The sequence below is a fragment of the Arthrobacter sp. FW305-BF8 genome (genome assembly GCF_021789315.1).
In the GTDB taxonomy this organism is placed as follows: Bacteria; Actinomycetota; Actinomycetes; order Actinomycetales; family Micrococcaceae; genus Arthrobacter.
On the sequence record NZ_CP084561.1, the window covers coordinates 4,461,866 to 4,478,743 of the forward strand.

Sequence of the window (16,878 nt, forward strand, 5' to 3'; positions counted from 1 at the left end):
CCCAAAGGTGAGGGAGCATCGCATGAAAACCTGCAGAAGGTGAGGACGCGTCCGGTCAAAACCTGCAGGAGGTGAGGACGCGTCCGGTCAAAACCTGCAGGACCTGAGGAAGCGTCGGGGCGGGGTTTAGCGGTCGAGGTCGCCGCGGATGAAGGCCTCGACCTTTTCGCGGGCGAGGTCGTCGTTGAACTGCTCCGGCGGGGACTTCATGAAGTAGCTCGAGGCCGAGACCAACGGGCCGCCGACGCCGCGGTCCAGGCCGATCTTCGCCGCACGAATCGCATCGATGATCACACCCGCGGAGTTCGGCGAATCCCAGACCTCCAGCTTGTACTCCAAAGACACCGGCGCGTCACCGAAGTTCCGGCCCTCCAGCCGTACGAACGCCCACTTCCGGTCATCGAGCCACTGCACGTAATCGGACGGGCCGATGTGGACATCCTTCGCGGCCAACTCGGCCTCGACGTTGGACGTCACGGCCTGGGTCTTGGAAATCTTCTTCGACTCCAGCCGGTCCCGCTCGAGCATGTTCTTGAAGTCCATGTTGCCGCCCACGTTCAGCTGGTACGTGCGGTCCAGCGTCACACCGCGGTCCTCGAACAGCTTCGCCATCACACGGTGCGTGATGGTCGCACCGATCTGGCTCTTGATGTCATCACCCACGATCGGCACACCCGCAGCGGTGAACTTATCAGCCCACTGCTTCGTCCCGGCGATGAACACCGGCAGCGCATTCACGAACGCCACCCCCGCGTCGATCGCGGCCTGCGCATAAAACTCCGCGGCCTCCTGCGACCCGACCGGCAGGTAGCAGACCATGACATCGGCCCGGGCGTCCTTCAGGGCCTGGACAACATCAACCGGCTCCTCCGTGGACTGCTCAATGGTCTCCAGGTAATACCGGCCCAGCCCATCCAAGGTGTGCCCGCGCTGCACCGTCACACCGGTCGGCGGGACCTCGGCCAGCTTAATAGTGTTGTTCTCGCTCGCCAGGATCGCATCAGCCAGGTCATGTCCGACCTTCTTGCCATCCACATCGAACGCGGCCACAAACTGCACATCATTGACGTGGTACTTGCCGAACTCCACGTGCATCAGACCCGGAATCGTGGCCTGGGGGTCGGCATCCCGGTAGTAATGGACACCCTGGACCAGCGAAGCGGCACAGTTACCCACGCCGACGATAGCTACACGAATCGGATTTGAAGACACGGAACTCCTTTGGGGGAAAAGCTGTTGCCGGGAGCAGCCGGGATGACCGGGATGGCCGGCAGGGATATAAGCTGTCTCGGACATTCGAAGCGCCGCCCCCGCGGTGCCGATCTCATCCGAATATGCTGCCCTCCATCATCTCCCGAAGGCGTGCCCGCCTGCTATTCCATGATCGGACGGTTGCACCTACCCGAACGGGCAGGTGTGCCCCAGCAGGGACGCCAGGGAAGCGGAACGGCCCAAGTCATGTTCTTGACATTAGGTTGTGAGCTAACGCACTCTGTTGCATAAGCCGAAGCCTGTTGATTACTGCGGAACACCAGAGGGACCCACACGCTTGGGTACCCCCCGCCAAAAATTCAGTAAGGAACCTGTATGACGATCAAAGGTGATGTCACTACCGATCACAACAGCAAAGACAGACAGTACTCCCGCCGGCTCACGACCTCAGACATTAACGTCGTGGACCAGCGGATGCTGAAGAAGGCTCTCGGCGGCACAGTCGTGGGCAACACCATGGAGTGGTACGACGTCGGCGTGTTCGGCTACCTGATCACCACCATGGGGCCGGTGTTCCTGCCGGAAGCGGACAGGACCGTGCAGACGCTGTTCCTCCTGGGCACGTTCGCTGCCACCTTCATTGCCCGCCCGATCGGCGGCGTCGTCTTCGGGTGGCTTGGCGACAAAGTGGGGCGGCAGAAGGTGCTCGCCGCCACCCTCATGCTGATGGCGGCCAGCACGTTCGCCGTCGGCCTCCTGCCCGGCTACGCACAGATAGGCATCTGGGCCGCAGCGCTGCTGGTGCTTCTGAAGCTCGTGCAGGGCTTCTCCACGGGCGGCGAGTACGCCGGCGCCACCACGTTCGTGTGTGAGTATGCCCCCGACAAGCGGCGCGGCTTCTTCGCCAGTTTCCTCGACATGGGCTCCTACATCGGGTTTGCCCTGGGTGCTGCCACCGTCTCCGTCCTGCAGGTCACCCTCGGGGAGGCCGCGATGGAGGAATGGGGCTGGAGGCTGCCGTTTCTGGTGGCCGGGCCGCTGGGCCTGATCGCCATCTACTTCCGGAACAAGATCGAGGAGTCCCCCCAGTTCCAGGCAGCCCTGGACGCGCAGGAGTCCGCCGCCGTCAAAGCCGCCGCTGGCGACTCGGCTGTCGCCAAGGGCCCGCTCGGCCTCATAACAACGTACTGGCGTCCGATCGTACTCGCCATGATCCTCGCCGGCGCTGCCAACACCGTTGGTTACGCGCTGACGTCCTACATGCCGACGTACCTGACCGAATCCAAGGGCTATGACCCCGTTCACGGGACATTGCTGACCATTCCGGTGCTGGTGGTGATGGCCCTGTGCATCCCGCTCACCGGCAAGCTTTCGGACCGCATCGGGAGGCGTCCCGTGCTGTGGATCGGCGCCGGAAGCACCGTCCTGTTTGCCGTCCCTGCATTCACCCTGATCGGCATTGGCGAGCTCTGGTCCACGTTGGCGGGCCTGTCACTGGTTGCCTTCCCCGTGACGTTTTATGTGGCTAACCTCGCCTCGGCGCTGCCTGCACTGTTCCCCACCTCAAGCCGCTACAGCGGCATGGGCATCGCCTACAACTTCTCGGTGGCGATCTTCGGCGGGACAACGCCGTTCGTGATCCAAGGCCTGATCGCGGCCACGGGCGACGACATGGCCCCCGCCTACTACCTGGTGGGCACCTCGGTCATCGGTGCGATTGCCATCTATTTCCTTCGCGAATCCGCCGGCCGCCCGCTGCCCGGCTCCATGCCCAGCGTGGACACGGAAGCCGAGGCGCAGGAGCTCATCGCCGCCCAGGACACCAGTCCAGTGCTGCGTTAGCCGCGCTTTCCACACAGAAGGTGCCCCCGTCGTATGAACGACGGGGGCACCTTCTTTTATGCCACCTTTTTATTAGACCAACGCCAACAGCGGCGCATCCTCCCAGTCCCGCACCAAATCAAGCGCTCCCAGCACGAGGCCGAAGGTGTCGTCGGGGTCGAGGCGGCGGAGTTCTTCTGCGAGGCAGTCGCGGAGGCTGCGGCGTGGGAGGGAGATGCGTTGTGCGGGTTGGCCGGGTTGGGTGAGTTCGGCGATGGAGAGGCCGGGGCGGAAGAGTTGGACGTCGCCGCTGGTGCGGGTGAGCCGGACGCGGCGGATGCCGGTGCCGGCGGGGTCCGCGACGATGGTGACGGGGGCGTCCAGGGACAGGGTCAGCCAGGCTGCGAGCAGGATGGTGCTGGGTGAGTCCGAGGCGCCTTCGACCGCGACGGCGGTGACGGGTGAGGTGTCGGCCTGGTCCAGGACGGCGGCGAGTTGGATGCGCCAGTTCGTCAGCCGGGTCCAGGCGAGGTCGGTGTCGCCGGCTTTGTAGGTGTTCCGGATGTTTTCCAGTGCGACCTGGGGTTCGGCCTCGTTCGCGGAGTCGGTGATCCGGCGGTGCGCGATCCTCCCGATCGAGGTTTCAGACGCGTTTTTGGGGGCGCCGTGCGGCCACCAGGCCACGATCGGGGCGTCGGGCAGCAGCAGCGCGGCGACGAGGGATTCGGATTCCTCGGCGAGTTCCCCGAAGCCGCGCAGCACGATGACTTCCGAGGCGCCGGCGTCCCCGCCGACGCGGATCTGCGCGTCGAGCCGGTTCGGCGCGGACGAGCCGGCGTCGGCGAGCACGATGATCCGGCAGGGGTGTTCGCGGCTGGCCTCGTTCGCGGCCTCGATCGCTTCCTCTTCGAGCCCGGACTTGGTGACCACCACGAGGGTCAGGACCCGGCCGAGCGCGATCACCCCGCCCTGCTCGCGCAGGGACTGGATCTTCTTGGACACCTTCGAGGTGGTGGTGTTGGGCAGGTCTACGATCATGGCCTTCTCCAGGTGCGTCCGTCGCGGGCTAGCAGCTCATCGGCCGAGGCCGGGCCCCAGCTGCCGGGCGCGTAGGGCTCGGGCTGTTCACCCAAACCGGCCCAGTATTCTTCGAAGGGGTCCAGGATCTTCCAGGACAGCTCCACTTCCTCGTGCCGCGGGAACAGCGGCGGCTCGCCCAGGAGCACGTCCAGGATCAGCCGCTCATACGCTTCCGGCGAGGACTCGGTGAACGAGTGCCCGTAGCCGAAGTCCATGGTCACATCCCGCACTTCCATCTGCGTGCCCGGGACCTTGGACCCGAACCGGATCGTGGCGCCCTCGTCGGGCTGGACCCGGATCACGACCGCGTTCTGCCCGAAATCATCATCCCCGTGGCCGGCGCCCCCGTGAGTGCCGAAGAGCAGGTTCGGTGCGCGCTTGAACACCACCGCGATCTCCGTGACCCGGCGTCCGAGCCGTTTGCCGGCGCGCAGGTAGAACGGCACCCCGGCCCAGCGCCGGGTGTTGATGTCCACCCGGATCGCGGCGTAGGTTTCGGTTTTGGAGTCGGCCGGGATGCCCTCCTCCTCCAGGTAGCCCTGGACCTGCTCCCCGCCCTGCCAGCCGCCGGCGAACTGGCCGCGGGCCGAATGGGTGGACAGGTCCTCGGGCAACCGCACCGCGGCGAGGACCTTTTCCTTCTCCGCGCGGAGGTCGTCGGCGTTGAAGGAGATCGGTTCCTCCATCGCGGTCAGGGCGAGCAGCTGCAGCAGGTGGTTCTGGATCACGTCACGGGCCGCGCCCACGCCGTCGTAATACCCGGCCCGGCCGCCGGTACCGATGTCCTCGGCCATCGTGATCTGCACATGGTCCACGTAGTTCGCGTTCCACAACGGCTCGAACAGCTGGTTCGCGAAACGCAGCGCCAGGATGTTCTGCACCGTCTCCTTGCCCAGGTAATGATCGATCCGGAACACCGCGTCGGCCGGGAACACCGACTCCACAATGTCGTTCAGCTGCCGGGCCGAGTCCAGGTCATGCCCGAACGGCTTCTCGATCACCACCCGGCGCCACTTCCCGCCCTCGGCCTGCGCCAAACCATGCCTGGACAGCTGCCGGCAGACCTGCTCAAAGGCCTTCGGCGGGATCGAGAGGTAAAACGCGTGGTTGCCGCGGGTGCCCCGGACCTCGTCGAGTTCATTGATCGTCTCCCCGAGCCGCTCAAACGCCGCATCGTCATCGAACGCGCCCTGCACGAACCGGATACCCTCCGAGAGCTGGTTCCAGACCGCCTCATCAAAAGGCGTCCGGGCATACGCCTTCACCGCGTCCTTCACCTCCGCGGCGAAATCCTCGTTGTCCCAGTCCCGCCGGCCGAAACCCACCAAAGCGAAACTCGGCGGCAACAAACCACGGTTGGCAAGGTCATACACGGCAGGCATGAGCTTCTTACGGGCAAGGTCCCCGGTCACTCCGAAGAGCACAAGCGAGGACGGCCCGGCAATCCGGTTCAACCGCCGGTCCCGAGGATCCCGCAAAGGATTCCCGGACCGGCCCGCTGACCTTCTGCCGTTCAAAGTATCTGGCATGGTTAATTCAGGGCCTTAGCTCTCAGTGGCGGACGGGCGTCAGTTGCCGATGCGGCAGGGCGCAGCTGGCCACAGGGTATTTGCTCTAAGGCTGTCACCTGCCCGGGTAGCGCTGAACCACCAAACCGGGCGGCGCCACCCACCCTTTAGGATGGGCGTGCTTCGCGACGGCGAGCCAACGTCCCGGCGTCGTCGTTGCCAGGCAACAACAAGCGTTAGGCTGCGAACAACGCCGTCCGCACGGCCTTCTCAAAGCCGTCGACGTGAACGCGGGCCAGTTCCTCGGCCTGGGCCTCGTCCCCTTTGATCACCGCTTCAAGCAGGTCGACGTGCTCGTGCACGTGCCGGGAAAGGTTTGGCAAGCGGTCCAGCACCATGCACCAAATGCGCGTCGCGAGATTGTCGTAGCGGATCAGGACGTCTTCCAGGTGCGGATTCGCTGCTGCGGCATAGATTCCCTGGTGCACCCTGGCGTCCAGCCGCAACGTCTCCACCACAGATGCGCTGTCCACATCGAAGGACTCGACCTCCTCCACGATGAGGCGGAGACGCTCACGCGCTGCCGCTGTGGCCACCCGGGCGGCACGGGCGGCAGCCAGGGGCTCCAGCTGGGCCCTGATTTCCGAGATGAATGCGAGGTCCGTGACCTCCACCCGTGTTGCGAAGGTACCCCGTCTTGGATAAGTCACAACGAGCCGGTCCACTTCAAGCCGCTTAAGCGCTTCCCTGACCGGGGTGCGCCCGATGCCGAGTTCCTTGGCAATCCCCTCGTCGTACAGCGGATCGCCAGGCCGGATCTCCAGGGTCAGCAGGCCGTCACGGATACGTTCATAGGCCACATCGGCCAGGGACCTCGAACCTCCGGCCTCCGACACCGCCAAAGCTTCAAACGCCACCGCTCCGCCTCTCCTATGGGCCAACATCTATTGACCTCATCCGCACACCAGTATACGCTGACAACCAGCCCTGATATATCAATAAGGTGATCAGCCATATATCTAAAGGATGCGACATGACCGTTGTGGACACAGCCACAAAAACCAGGCCGGCTGCGCAGACAGAAGCCTTCAAAGAAACCAACACCGGCAAGTTCGTGCTCACACTGTCGTGTGTCGAACGTGCCGGCATCGTCCAGGCAGTAACCACATTCCTGTTCGAGCGCGGATTTAACATCGAACAGCACCAGCAGTTCGACGACGGCCTCCGCCAGACCCTGCACCTGCGCACGGCCTTCTCGGGAGCCACGGATTTCGATCTGCAGACGCTCGAAGCGGAGTTCCGCCCCATTGCCGAACGCTTTGACATGAAGTTCAATGTCCACGACGAGACCAAGCACCGCGTTCTGGTCATGGTGTCGAAGTTCGGTCACTGCCTGAATGACCTGATTTTCCGCTGGCGTGGCGGCAGCCTCGGCGGGGAGCTGGCCCTGGTGGTTTCCAACCACGAAACGCACCGGGCAATGGCCGAGGCTGCCGGCCTTCCGTTCGTGCACATCCCCGTGACTCCGGAAACCAAGCAGGATGCCGAGCGGCGACTGCTGGAGCTCGTGGACGAATACGACATCGACCTCGTCGTCCTGGCCCGGTACATGCAGGTGCTTTCGGACGACTTGTGCCGGTCCCTCGAGGGCAGGGCCATCAACATCCACCACTCGTTCCTGCCGGGATTCAAGGGCGCGCGCCCCTACCACCAGGCCTACGACCGCGGCGTGAAGCTGGTGGGCGCAACGGCCCACTACGTAACCGCCGACCTTGATGAGGGCCCAATCATCGAGCAGGAAGTCATCCGCGTGGACCACAGCTTCGGTCCGACCACCCTGTCCACCATCGGTCAGGACGCGGAGGCACTGGCCCTGTCGCGAGCCGTCCGCTGGCACTGCGAGCACCGTGTGCTGATCGACCAGGCCAGCACCATCGTCTTCCGCTAGACGAGCCAACGTACAGGCCGCGGAAGCCCACTACTTAAATCAGCAGGAGAACCACATGGCATCAACGCCTCGAATCGTCATTATCGGAGCTGGCATCGTCGGCACGAACCTGGCCGACGAACTGGTCGCCCGGGGATGGAACAACATCACAGTGCTGGACCAGGGGCCTTTGAACATGCCCGGAGGATCCACCTCCCACGCTCCGGGCCTGGTCTTCCAGACCAACCCGTCCAAGACCATGGCAGCTTTCGCCAAGTACACGGTGGAAAAGCTGCTCTCCCTGACAGAGGACGGCGTCAGCTGCTTCAACCAGGTGGGCGGCCTGGAAGTGGCCACCACCGAAACCAGGCTCGCTGACCTCAAGCGCAAGCTCGGCTATGCAGCCTCCTGGGGGATCGAAGGACGGATCCTCTCCTCCACCGAGTGCAAGGAGCTCTACCCGCTGCTCAATGATGAAAACATCCTGGGCGGACTCCACGTGCCAAGCGATGGCCTCGCAAGCGCTGCCCGTGCCGTCCAGCTGCTGATCAAGCGCACCGAAGCCGCAGGCGTCAAATACCGCGGCTCCACCTCCGTGACGGGCATCGAGCAGTCCGGGGGGCGCGTCACCGGCGTCGAGACCTCCGAAGGCGTCATTCCTGCCGACATCGTCATCTCCTGTGCCGGCTTCTGGGGCGCGAAGATCGGTGCCATGATCGGCATGGCGGTTCCCTTGCTTCCGCTGGCCCACCAGTACGTGAAGACCACCGCGGTGCCCCAGCTGAGCGGCCGCAATGAACTGCCGAACGGGGCCACGCTGCCCATCCTGCGCCACCAGGACCAGGACCTCTACTACCGCGAACACGGCGAACGCTACGGCATCGGCTCCTACGCCCACCGGCCCATGCCCGTCGACGTCGACACCTTGGGCACCTATGCCCCCGAGACCGTCAGCGAACACAACATGCCTTCCCGCCTGGACTTCACGCTGGAGGACTTCCTGCCTGCCTGGGAGGCCTCGAAGCAGATTCTTCCCGGACTGGCAGAAAGCGAAATCGAGGATGGCTTCAACGGCATCTTCTCCTTCACCCCCGACGGCGGACCGCTCCTTGGCGAGTCCAAGGAACTCGACGGTTTCTATGTCGCAGAGGCCGTCTGGGTGACGCACTCCGCAGGCGTTGCCAAGGCGATGGCCGAGCTCCTGACCACGGGCAAGTCCGAAACCGACCTGGGCGAATGCGACATCACCCGCTTCGAGGACGTGCAGCTCACCCCCGAGTACGTCAGCGAGACCTCGCAGCAGAACTTCGTGGAGATCTACGATGTCCTCCACCCGCTCCAGCCCAAGCTCTCCCCTCGCAACCTGCGAGTCAGCCCGTTCCACGCCCGGCACAAGGAACTCGGAGCCTTCTTCCTGGAGTCCGGCGGGTGGGAGCGGCCATACTGGTTCGAATCAAACGCTGCCCTCCTCAAGGAGATGCCGGCCGAATGGCTGCCGCCGGCACGGGACGCCTGGTCCAACATGTTCAGCTCCCCCATTGCGGCCGCCGAAGCGTGGAAGACCCGCACGGCGGTGGCCATGTATGACATGACGCCACTGAAGCGGCTGGAAGTGTCCGGGCCCGGAGCCCTGAAACTGCTCCAGGAGCTGACGACGGCGGACCTGGACAAGAAGCCCGGCGCGGTCACCTACACGCTTCTGCTCGACCACGCCGGCGGCGTGCGGAGCGACATCACCGTCGCCCGCCTGAGCGAGGACACCTTCCAGCTCGGAGCCAACGGCAACATCGACACCGCCTACTTCACGCGGGCTGCCCGGCACCAGACGCAAAGCGGGTCCGCTACTGACTGGGTCCAGGTCCGCGACACCACCGGCGGCACCTGCTGCATCGGACTCTGGGGCCCCCTGGCCCGCGACCTGGTCGGCAAGGTCAGCGACGATGATTTCACCAACGACGGCCTGAAGTACTTCCGGGCAAAGAGCGTCGTCATCGGCGGGGTCCCGGTCACGGCAATGCGGCTGTCCTATGTGGGCGAGCTCGGCTGGGAGCTTTACACCAGCGCGGACAACGGACAGCGGCTGTGGGATGCGCTGTGGCAGGCAGGACAGCCCTTCGGCGTCATCGCGGCCGGACGGGCGGCGTTCAGCTCCCTGCGCCTCGAAAAGGGCTACCGCTCCTGGGGATCGGACATGACCACGGAGCACGACCCCTTCGAAGCAGGCCTCGGATTCGCCGTCAAGATGGCCAAGGAGAGCTTCATCGGCAAGGGCGCGCTCGAAGGCCGGACCGAGGAGGGCTCCGCGCGCCGGCTGCGGTGCCTGACCATCGACGACGGCCGGTCCATTGTCCTGGGCAAGGAGCCCGTGTTCTACAAGGATCAGGCAGTCGGGTACGTGACCAGCGCAGCCTACGCGTACACGGTGGCCAAACCGATTGCCTACGCCTACCTCCCGGCCACCGTATCGGTGGGCGATTCGGTCGAGATTGAATACTTCGGGCGGCGGATCACGGCCTCTGTATCGGAAGAGCCGCTGTACGACCCGAAAATGACCAGGCTCCGCGGCTAACCAGCCCGCAGAGCCCTCTGGGGGCACGCAGCCCGGCTCATCCTCGCAACGGGAGCCGGGCTGCGTGCACCCCCCTTTTCCGCTCCAGCTTCTACCAGCCCAGGAATGAACAAATGATCGGTTCAGAAACAATTAACGACTACCTCGGCAGGCTTGCCGCCCGGCAGCCCACCCCCGGTGGCGGCGCGGCCGCCGCGCTCCACGCGGCGCAGGGAGCGGCCCTGGTGGCGATGGTGGCAAGATTCAGCACCGGCGGCAAATATGAACAGCACGCAGAGACAACGTCCAGGATCATTGCCGCCGTCGACGAACTCATCGGCGAAACGCTGGGGCTGGCAGACGCCGACGAAACTGCCTTCAAAGCCGTGATCACCTCTTACAAGCTGCCCGCCACCAGCGACCCCGAGCGTGCAGCGCGCGCAGCCGCGATCGACGACGCGCTTGGCCAGGCCGCGCAGCCGCCTGCCCGGTTGATCAGGCTCTCAGGTGCCGTCGTGGAACTCGCGACCGAACTTTTGGATATTGCAAACCCGAACGTCATCAGCGACATTGCAGCAGCAGCCGACGCCGCCAGGGCAGCGGCCACCACCGCCCGCGTCAACATCGACATCAACGTCGTAGCCATCAAGGACGCCCAGGCGCGCGCCGCACTGGCGGAACAAACAGATGGCATTGAAGAAAAAGTCGTTCTGGCAGCAGACTCGCTCTCACGCCAGGTACGGGAAAGGATCCTCCGATGACGGCATCCGTGCTTTCCGGCAAGCCCCTCGCCAAACTCATCCAGCAGCAGGCAACTGCCCAGGCCGCGGCACTGGCCGAAGAAGGCTCACGCCCCACCCTCGCCGTCGTGGTTGCCACCGAGGACAGCTCCACGCACTGGTACGTTCGCTCCATAGAGCGCGCCGCGGAAAACGCCGGCATCGGCTGCAGGATCATCGACGTCGGCCATGACGCAACCGAACAGGTGCTGATCGCTGTGCTGAAGGACCTCAGCGCAGAAGCTTCCGTCAATGGCATCATCCTGCAGACTCCCCTGCCCCCCGGCGTCAAAACCCAGGAGCTGGTCAAGTACATCGCCCCGGAAAAGGACATCGACGGCGCCAACCCGGTGAGCCTCGGTCTTCTGGCCGTAGGGGAACGTGCGTTCGCGCCGGCCACGGCACGCTCCGTGGTGGAAATCCTGGACCACTTCGAGATCCCGGTGGCCGGGCGCAACGTGGTGGTGGTGGGCCGTTCCACCGTGGTGGGCAAGCCGTTGTCCCTGCTGCTGCTGCAGAAGGACGCCACCACCACCGTCTGCCACTCGAAGTCCGGCCCGCTCGGGAAGTACACCAAGGATGCCGACGTCGTGGTTGTTGCCGCGGGCCGCACCGGGTTGCTCACCGGGACCGATGTTTCGGAGCATTCAGTGGTCATTGATGTGGGAACCAACGTGCTTTCCGACGGCTCACTCGCCGGCGACGTCGACGAAGCCAGTGTTCGGCCTGTCGCTGCCGCGCTGACGCCCGTCCCCGGCGGTGTCGGCTCAGTCACCACGGCACTGCTGCTACTGCACACCTCCGAAGCGGCGCGCGAACAGTTCCGTGCAGCCCGGACGCCGGTCCTGGCGCGGTGACCGAGGCAGTCATGGCGCGCAGCACCGCGCCTCAGCCCACCAGCACCAAGGTCGTGGCGGACTGGACTGCGCTCATGCCCGGCGATTTCGTCACCGTACTGGAGCAGTACACGGTTCCCTACAGCGGCTGGATCGATGACCTGACCGAGGACGGCCGCATCGTGTGGCTGGTCCGCGCCTTCGGGGGTGGCCGCCGCATGTTCTTCCGTGAGGACGGCTGCATCGTCACGGTTGACGTTCCCTAGTCATTGCACCCGCTACTGCCCGGCATAGATTTTTTAAGGAAAGCCAATGGCCTCTAAAGCCCCCCGCGAAAACATCGACGAGTCCAAGCTGACCGTCAGCAAACCCAAAACCAAGGCCGTGGGCATCCCCGCGGTGGCCAACGCCCTGAAAATCTCGTTGGAGCAGATGGGGCCGCTGCGCAGCGTCCAGACGCTCATGGCCGTCAACCAGATCGACGGCTTCGACTGCATGGGCTGCGCCTGGCCGGAACATGAGAAGCGCAATGCAGCGGAATTCTGCGAGAACGGCGCAAAGGCGGTGGCGGAGGAGGCTACCCGGCGGCGGGTCAGCCCGGAGTTCTTCGCCAGGCACTCCATTGCGGACCTCAAGACCCGCGATGACTACTGGCTGGGGCAGCAGGGCAGGCTGACCCACCCGATGGTCCTGGATGAGGGCGCAACACACTACCGGCCCATTGACTGGGACGCCGCCCTGGAGCTGATCGCCCAGGAACTCAGGGACATGGACCACCCCGACCAGAGCGTCTTCTACACGTCCGGAAGGACGTCCAACGAGGCGGCGTTTGTGTACCAGCTGCTGGTCCGCGGCGTGGGCACGAACAACCTTCCGGACTGTTCGAACATGTGCCACGAGTCCTCCGGGTCGGCGCTGGTGGAGACCATCGGCATCGGCAAGGGTTCGGTCAGCCTGAAGGACCTGGAAACGGCGTCCCTCATCTTCGTGGCGGGCCAGAACCCGGGAACAAACCATCCGCGCATGCTCAGTGCCCTGGAGAAGGCCAAGAAAAACGGCGCAGCCATCGTCTCGGTCAATCCGCTCCCCGAAGCCGGCCTCCTGCACTTCGAGAACCCGCAGACCATCTCGGGAACGCTGGTAGGCACGGAGCTGACTGATGACTTCCTGCAGATCAGGGCCGGCGGCGACCAGGCACTGTTCCAGGGCCTCGGGAAGTACCTGCTGGACGCGGAACGCGCTGGCAGGAACACCCCCGGCCTGTCCACCGTTTTTGACCACGACTTCATCAGGAACCATACGGTGGGCCTCGAGTCCTACCTTTCACAGCTGGAACAGGTGCAGTGGGACGACATCGTCGAGGCAACCGGCCTGACCATGGAGCAGATCAACGCCACCGGTGAACGGCTCCTGGCGTCAGGCTCCACCATCGTCTGCTGGGCGATGGGCCTGACACAGCACAAGCACTCTGTCCCCACCCTCCGCGACGTCGTCAACGTCCTGCTGCTGCAGGGCAACATCGGCAAGCCCGGAGCCGGAGTGTGCCCCGTTCGCGGCCACTCCAATGTCCAGGGCGACCGGACCATGGGCATCTTCGAACGGATGCCCGATAGCTTCCACGACCGGCTCGACCAGGAGTTCCAGTTCCAGTCACCCCGGGCGCACGGCTATGACACCGTCGCCGCAATCCGGGCGATGCGTGACGGCAAGGTCAGGCTGTTCGTGGGCATGGGCGGTAATTTCGTCCGGGCGGCTCCGGACTCTGATGCCACCGAGAAGGCCCTGGCCAACACCCGGCTGACCGTGCAGATCTCGACGAAACTGAACCATTCGCACCTGTCGACGGGAAAGCGCGCCCTGATCCTCCCAACGCTGGGCCGCACGGAGCGGGATAGCCAGCGCTCCGGCGACCAGAGGGTCACTGTGGAGGATTCAATGAGTGCTGTCCATGCCTCGCGCGGCCGGCTCAAGCCCGCCAGCGAGCACCTGATGTCCGAGGTGGCCATCGTCTGCAATATCGCGCACAAGGTGTTCACGGACGCCAACGGCGCGCCCCTTCCCAACGCGCCGGCGGCCGACTGGCTCTCGCTCCGGGACGACTACGCGCTGGTCAGGAAGCACATCGAGGCTGTCATCGATGGCTTCGAGAACTTCGAAGAGAGGATCCAGCACCCCGGCGGCTTCGTTCTACCCCACCCGCCACGGGACAACAGGGAATTCAAGACCCTGTCGGGCAAGGCCCACTTCACGTCCAATGCCCTGGAGTACCTCCGTGTGCCGGCCGGCAGGCTGATCCTGCAGACCCTGCGTTCACACGACCAGTACAACACCACGATCTACGGCAAGGATGACCGCTACCGCGGAATCCACGGCGGCCGGCGCGTGGTGCTGGTCAACGAGGCGGACATCGCCGAGCTGGGCTACGCCGACGGGGACATGGTGGACCTGGTTTCAGAGTTCCGCGGAACAGAACGCAGGGCGGAGAACTTCCGCATCGTCGGCTACTCGACGCCGAAGGGCTGCGCGGCCGCCTACTACCCGGAAACCAACGTGCTGGTCCCGCTGGACTCGGTGGCTGACACCAGCGGAACTCCCACGTCCAAGTCCGTGGTTGTGCGGCTGGAACCGGCGGCGGTGAAGGCGAAGGAAAATCAGATGTCTGCAGCCCTTCCCCACTGATATATCTTTACGATATATTTGTAATATCAGTTCGCGGCGCCCGGCTCAGGCCCGCGCCGCCGGGAGAACACCCTAGTTTCGTTTCCCGTAAACGGTGTTTCGGAGGCCTGAAATACCTGGGGAGGTAAGCGCCGGAGCACCGCTTTCGGGAAACGACCAGGAGCGGCAGGAATCCCTGCAAGGCGCCGCCACGAATGTGGCGGCGCCTCCCGTCTATCAAGCGATTTCACCAACGAGGGAACGACCAGTGGTAGCTCTAGCCCTTCAAGCCGTCGACAGGCCCGGCGAAAGTGGCGGGCCTGTCACTCACGGGGAGCACTCGTGGGCTGAAGCCCGCCGTCTGGCTTTCGACTGCGCCAGCCCCCTCGGACCGGAGCGCATCCCGCTTGCGGAGGCGAACGGCAGAGCCTTGGCCGCCGACGTCGTCGCGCTGCAGGAGATGCCCCACTACGCCTCGTCCGCCATGGACGGCTGGACGGTTAGCGGTGACGGCCCTTGGACACTGACGGAACCGGGAAAGGCCCTCCGCAACGGAGAGGCCAGCCCGGTGGTCACCGGTGGCGTAATCCCCCCGGGCACGCAGGCGGTGCTCCGCGTGGAGAGCGGACGGCTTGCAACTGACGCCGGCGGCCGGGCTACATTGCTGCTTGGAAACGGGGCCTCCCCGGGCGAACCCCGCCCGGGCCAGCACATCCGCAGGTCGGGCGAGGAAGCGGCAGCGGGCGAGGTGCTGATCCCCGCCGGGACGCCTTTGAACCCTGCGCATATCGCCCTGGCCGCCGTCGCCGGCTTCGACCAGCTGACAGTGCGCGGCAAGCCACTGGTCAAGATGCTGGTCACCGGCTCAGAGGTGGTCACGGCCAGCATCCCGGCCCCGGGACAGGTCAGGGACGCCTTCGGGCCACAGCTCAGCGCAGTCATCCAGATGCTTGGGGGTGTCCCGGGCCCGCTGGTCCGGATCGGGGACTCCTACGAGGAATGGCTCACGGCACTGGGGGCAGCCGAAGCGCCGATGGGGCAGTGGCCCGACGTCGTGGTGACCACCGGGGGGACAGGGCGCTCGGGCGCTGACCACTTCCGGAATGCCGTGGCAGCGCTCGGCGGGCGACTCCTCATCGACGGCATCGCCATGCGGCCCGGCCACCCTGCTGCCCTGGGCAAACTGCCCAACGGACGGTTCGTCGTCGGGCTTCCCGGCAACCCGCTCGCCGCCCTCATGGCGCTCTTCACCGTCGGCGGTCCGCTGTTGGCCGCCCTCGGCCACCAGCCGCTGCCGGGCACCAGCCGGGTGCCGTGCGGCACCGCCATCGACGCCCACCGTGCGTCCACACGGCTCATGCCGTTCCACTGGGTCAAGGACCTTGCTACCCCCGCCCACTACACCGGCCCCGGAATGATGCGCGGACTGGCCACCGCCGACGGCGTCATGGTGGTTCCGTCCGGCGGCGTTCAGCTGGGTGAGCCGGTTCCGGCATTTGCGCTCCCGTGGCGTCCGGAGCTGCGGCCTCCACTTACCGGCAAGTTGATCTGGGAGAACTAGGCAATGGCACGCATGACCCAGCGACGGAAGGTCCACCGCTACCTGCTGGACGGCTCCGAGGCCGCCAGGGAATACCCTGTGCGGTTGCGCGAAGACGTGCTGGCGGCGGAGGAGCCGCTGGAAATCCGCTTCAGTAACCTGTCCTTTGCCGTGACGATGCGGACCCCCGGCGATGACTTCGACCTCGTTGCGGGTTTTCTCGTCTCGGAGGGCATCATCGCCAGTCAGGCGGATCTGGTTTCGCTGCGCTTCTGCGCCGGCGAGGACGAAACCGGCAAGCAGACGTTCAATGTGGTCGAAGCGCAGTTCCGTCCGGGCCTGGCACTGCCGGACGCCGGGAGGCACGTTTTTACGTCAAGCTCCTGCGGCATCTGCGGCAGCACTTCCATCGAGGCCGTCCGCAAGACCCTCACGTATGACGTTCACGGGGACCAGCTGCGCGTGCCGGTCGAGGTCATAGCGCGTCTGCCCGAACAGCTGCGCGAAGCCCAGGCGCTGTTCGACAAGACCGGCGGCGTCCACGCAGCAGGACTGTTCAAGATCGGTGACGGGGGCGAAGCGGAACTGCTTTGCCTCCGCGAGGACGTGGGCCGGCACAATGCCGTAGACAAGGTGATCGGGTGGGCTCTGCGCGACGGGCTGCTGCCGTTGCGCGGAACCGTCCTGCAGGTCTCGGGCAGGGCATCATTCGAGCTCGTTCAGAAGGCTGCCCTCGCCGGCATTCCGGTTCTGGCTGCCGTCAGCGCACCCTCGAGCCTGGCAGCGGACCTCGCCGCCGACACCGGTGTAACCCTTGTGGGCTTCAGCCGGGGCAAGAGCCTCAACGCGTATGTGGGCCAGGAACGGCTGGTGCTTGCCTCCGGAACGTAGGCGTTGTGTTCAGGAAATGACGGTCGGAGTTCGTCGCAGTCTAGGATCAGAGTTGTGAAGCAGGCGGAATAGCGCAGA

Annotated in this window: 13 protein-coding genes; 9 read left to right on the forward strand and 4 right to left on the reverse strand. The window is 65.1% G+C overall.

Features of this window, described 5'->3' with window-relative positions; translation table 11 throughout:
• Window positions 1-126: 126 nt before the first annotated feature.
• A complete protein-coding gene (locus LFT45_RS20300) occupies window positions 127-1,212 on the reverse strand; it encodes an inositol-3-phosphate synthase (protein ID WP_236805369.1) in 1,086 nt (361 codons plus the stop codon).
• Window positions 1,213-1,587: 375 nt separating this feature from the next.
• Here LFT45_RS20300 and LFT45_RS20305 point away from each other — a divergent pair, with 375 nt between their 5' ends.
• On the forward strand, window positions 1,588-3,054 hold the full coding sequence (locus tag LFT45_RS20305) for an MFS transporter (protein WP_111904440.1): 1,467 nt from the start codon (window positions 1,588-1,590) through the stop codon (window positions 3,052-3,054).
• Between the two features lie 72 nt (window positions 3,055-3,126).
• On the opposite strand, the gene LFT45_RS20310 is transcribed toward LFT45_RS20305, so the two are convergent.
• From LFT45_RS20310 to LFT45_RS20320, 3 genes are all read right to left on the reverse strand, one after another.
• The gene (locus tag LFT45_RS20310; protein ID WP_236805370.1) at window positions 3,127-4,071 is read right to left on the reverse strand and encodes a glucose-6-phosphate dehydrogenase assembly protein OpcA; all 945 of its coding nucleotides are present in this window, start codon (window positions 4,069-4,071) and stop codon (window positions 3,127-3,129) included.
• A complete protein-coding gene (zwf, locus tag LFT45_RS20315; RefSeq protein ID WP_236805371.1) occupies window positions 4,068-5,642 on the reverse strand; it encodes a glucose-6-phosphate dehydrogenase in 1,575 nt (524 codons plus the stop codon). Before zwf ends, LFT45_RS20310 begins: the two co-directional genes overlap by 4 nt.
• Before the next feature lie 215 nt (window positions 5,643-5,857).
• Window positions 5,858-6,538: a GntR family transcriptional regulator gene (locus LFT45_RS20320; protein WP_111904442.1), complete on the reverse strand. Its 681-nt coding sequence runs from the start codon at window positions 6,536-6,538 to the stop codon at window positions 5,858-5,860.
• A gap of 116 nt (window positions 6,539-6,654) precedes the next feature.
• On the opposite strand from LFT45_RS20320, the gene purU reads away from it, so the two are divergent.
• The 8 genes from purU (at window position 6,655) to fdhD (ending at window position 16,800) form a co-directional block, all read left to right on the forward strand.
• Window positions 6,655-7,569, forward strand: coding sequence for a formyltetrahydrofolate deformylase (gene purU, locus LFT45_RS20325; RefSeq protein WP_236805372.1), 915 nt, complete (start codon window positions 6,655-6,657; stop codon window positions 7,567-7,569).
• Between the two features lie 55 nt (window positions 7,570-7,624).
• On the forward strand, window positions 7,625-10,117 hold the full coding sequence (locus LFT45_RS20330) for a GcvT family protein (protein WP_236805373.1): 2,493 nt from the start codon (window positions 7,625-7,627) through the stop codon (window positions 10,115-10,117).
• A gap of 113 nt (window positions 10,118-10,230) precedes the next feature.
• The gene (locus LFT45_RS20335; RefSeq protein ID WP_236805374.1) at window positions 10,231-10,857 is read left to right on the forward strand and encodes a cyclodeaminase/cyclohydrolase family protein; all 627 of its coding nucleotides are present in this window, start codon (window positions 10,231-10,233) and stop codon (window positions 10,855-10,857) included.
• A complete protein-coding gene (locus tag LFT45_RS20340; protein WP_236805375.1) occupies window positions 10,854-11,732 on the forward strand; it encodes a bifunctional 5,10-methylenetetrahydrofolate dehydrogenase/5,10-methenyltetrahydrofolate cyclohydrolase in 879 nt (292 codons plus the stop codon). The genes LFT45_RS20335 and LFT45_RS20340 overlap by 4 nt, the downstream gene beginning before the upstream one ends.
• A complete protein-coding gene (locus LFT45_RS20345; RefSeq protein WP_111904434.1) occupies window positions 11,729-11,977 on the forward strand; it encodes a hypothetical protein in 249 nt (82 codons plus the stop codon). The genes LFT45_RS20340 and LFT45_RS20345 overlap by 4 nt, the downstream gene beginning before the upstream one ends.
• A 46-nt stretch (window positions 11,978-12,023) precedes the next feature.
• The gene (locus LFT45_RS20350) at window positions 12,024-14,390 is read left to right on the forward strand and encodes an FdhF/YdeP family oxidoreductase (RefSeq protein WP_236805376.1); all 2,367 of its coding nucleotides are present in this window, start codon (window positions 12,024-12,026) and stop codon (window positions 14,388-14,390) included.
• 247 nt (window positions 14,391-14,637) lie between these two features.
• Entirely contained in the window at window positions 14,638-15,930 is a 1,293-nt protein-coding gene (locus LFT45_RS20355) for a molybdopterin molybdotransferase MoeA (RefSeq protein ID WP_236805377.1), read from the forward strand.
• 3 nt (window positions 15,931-15,933) lie between these two features.
• Window positions 15,934-16,800, forward strand: coding sequence for a formate dehydrogenase accessory sulfurtransferase FdhD (fdhD, locus tag LFT45_RS20360; protein ID WP_236805378.1), 867 nt, complete (start codon window positions 15,934-15,936; stop codon window positions 16,798-16,800).
• Window positions 16,801-16,878 lie beyond the last annotated feature (78 nt).

Bases quoted from the DNA above. Each gene is read 5' to 3' on its own strand.
- LFT45_RS20305 (WP_111904440.1), top strand. From the start codon at position 1,588: ATGACGATCAAAGGTGATGTCACTACCGATCACAACAGCAAAGACAGA.
- LFT45_RS20310 (WP_236805370.1), bottom strand. From the start codon at position 4,071: ATGATCGTAGACCTGCCCAACACCACCACCTCGAAGGTGTCCAAGAAG.
- zwf (WP_236805371.1), bottom strand. From the start codon at position 5,642: ATGCCAGATACTTTGAACGGCAGAAGGTCAGCGGGCCGGTCCGGGAAT.
- purU (WP_236805372.1), top strand. From the start codon at position 6,655: ATGACCGTTGTGGACACAGCCACAAAAACCAGGCCGGCTGCGCAGACA.
- LFT45_RS20330 (WP_236805373.1), top strand. From the start codon at position 7,625: ATGGCATCAACGCCTCGAATCGTCATTATCGGAGCTGGCATCGTCGGC.
- LFT45_RS20335 (WP_236805374.1), top strand. From the start codon at position 10,231: ATGATCGGTTCAGAAACAATTAACGACTACCTCGGCAGGCTTGCCGCC.
- LFT45_RS20340 (WP_236805375.1), top strand. From the start codon at position 10,854: ATGACGGCATCCGTGCTTTCCGGCAAGCCCCTCGCCAAACTCATCCAG.
- LFT45_RS20350 (WP_236805376.1), top strand. From the start codon at position 12,024: ATGGCCTCTAAAGCCCCCCGCGAAAACATCGACGAGTCCAAGCTGACC.
- fdhD (WP_236805378.1), top strand. From the start codon at position 15,934: ATGGCACGCATGACCCAGCGACGGAAGGTCCACCGCTACCTGCTGGAC.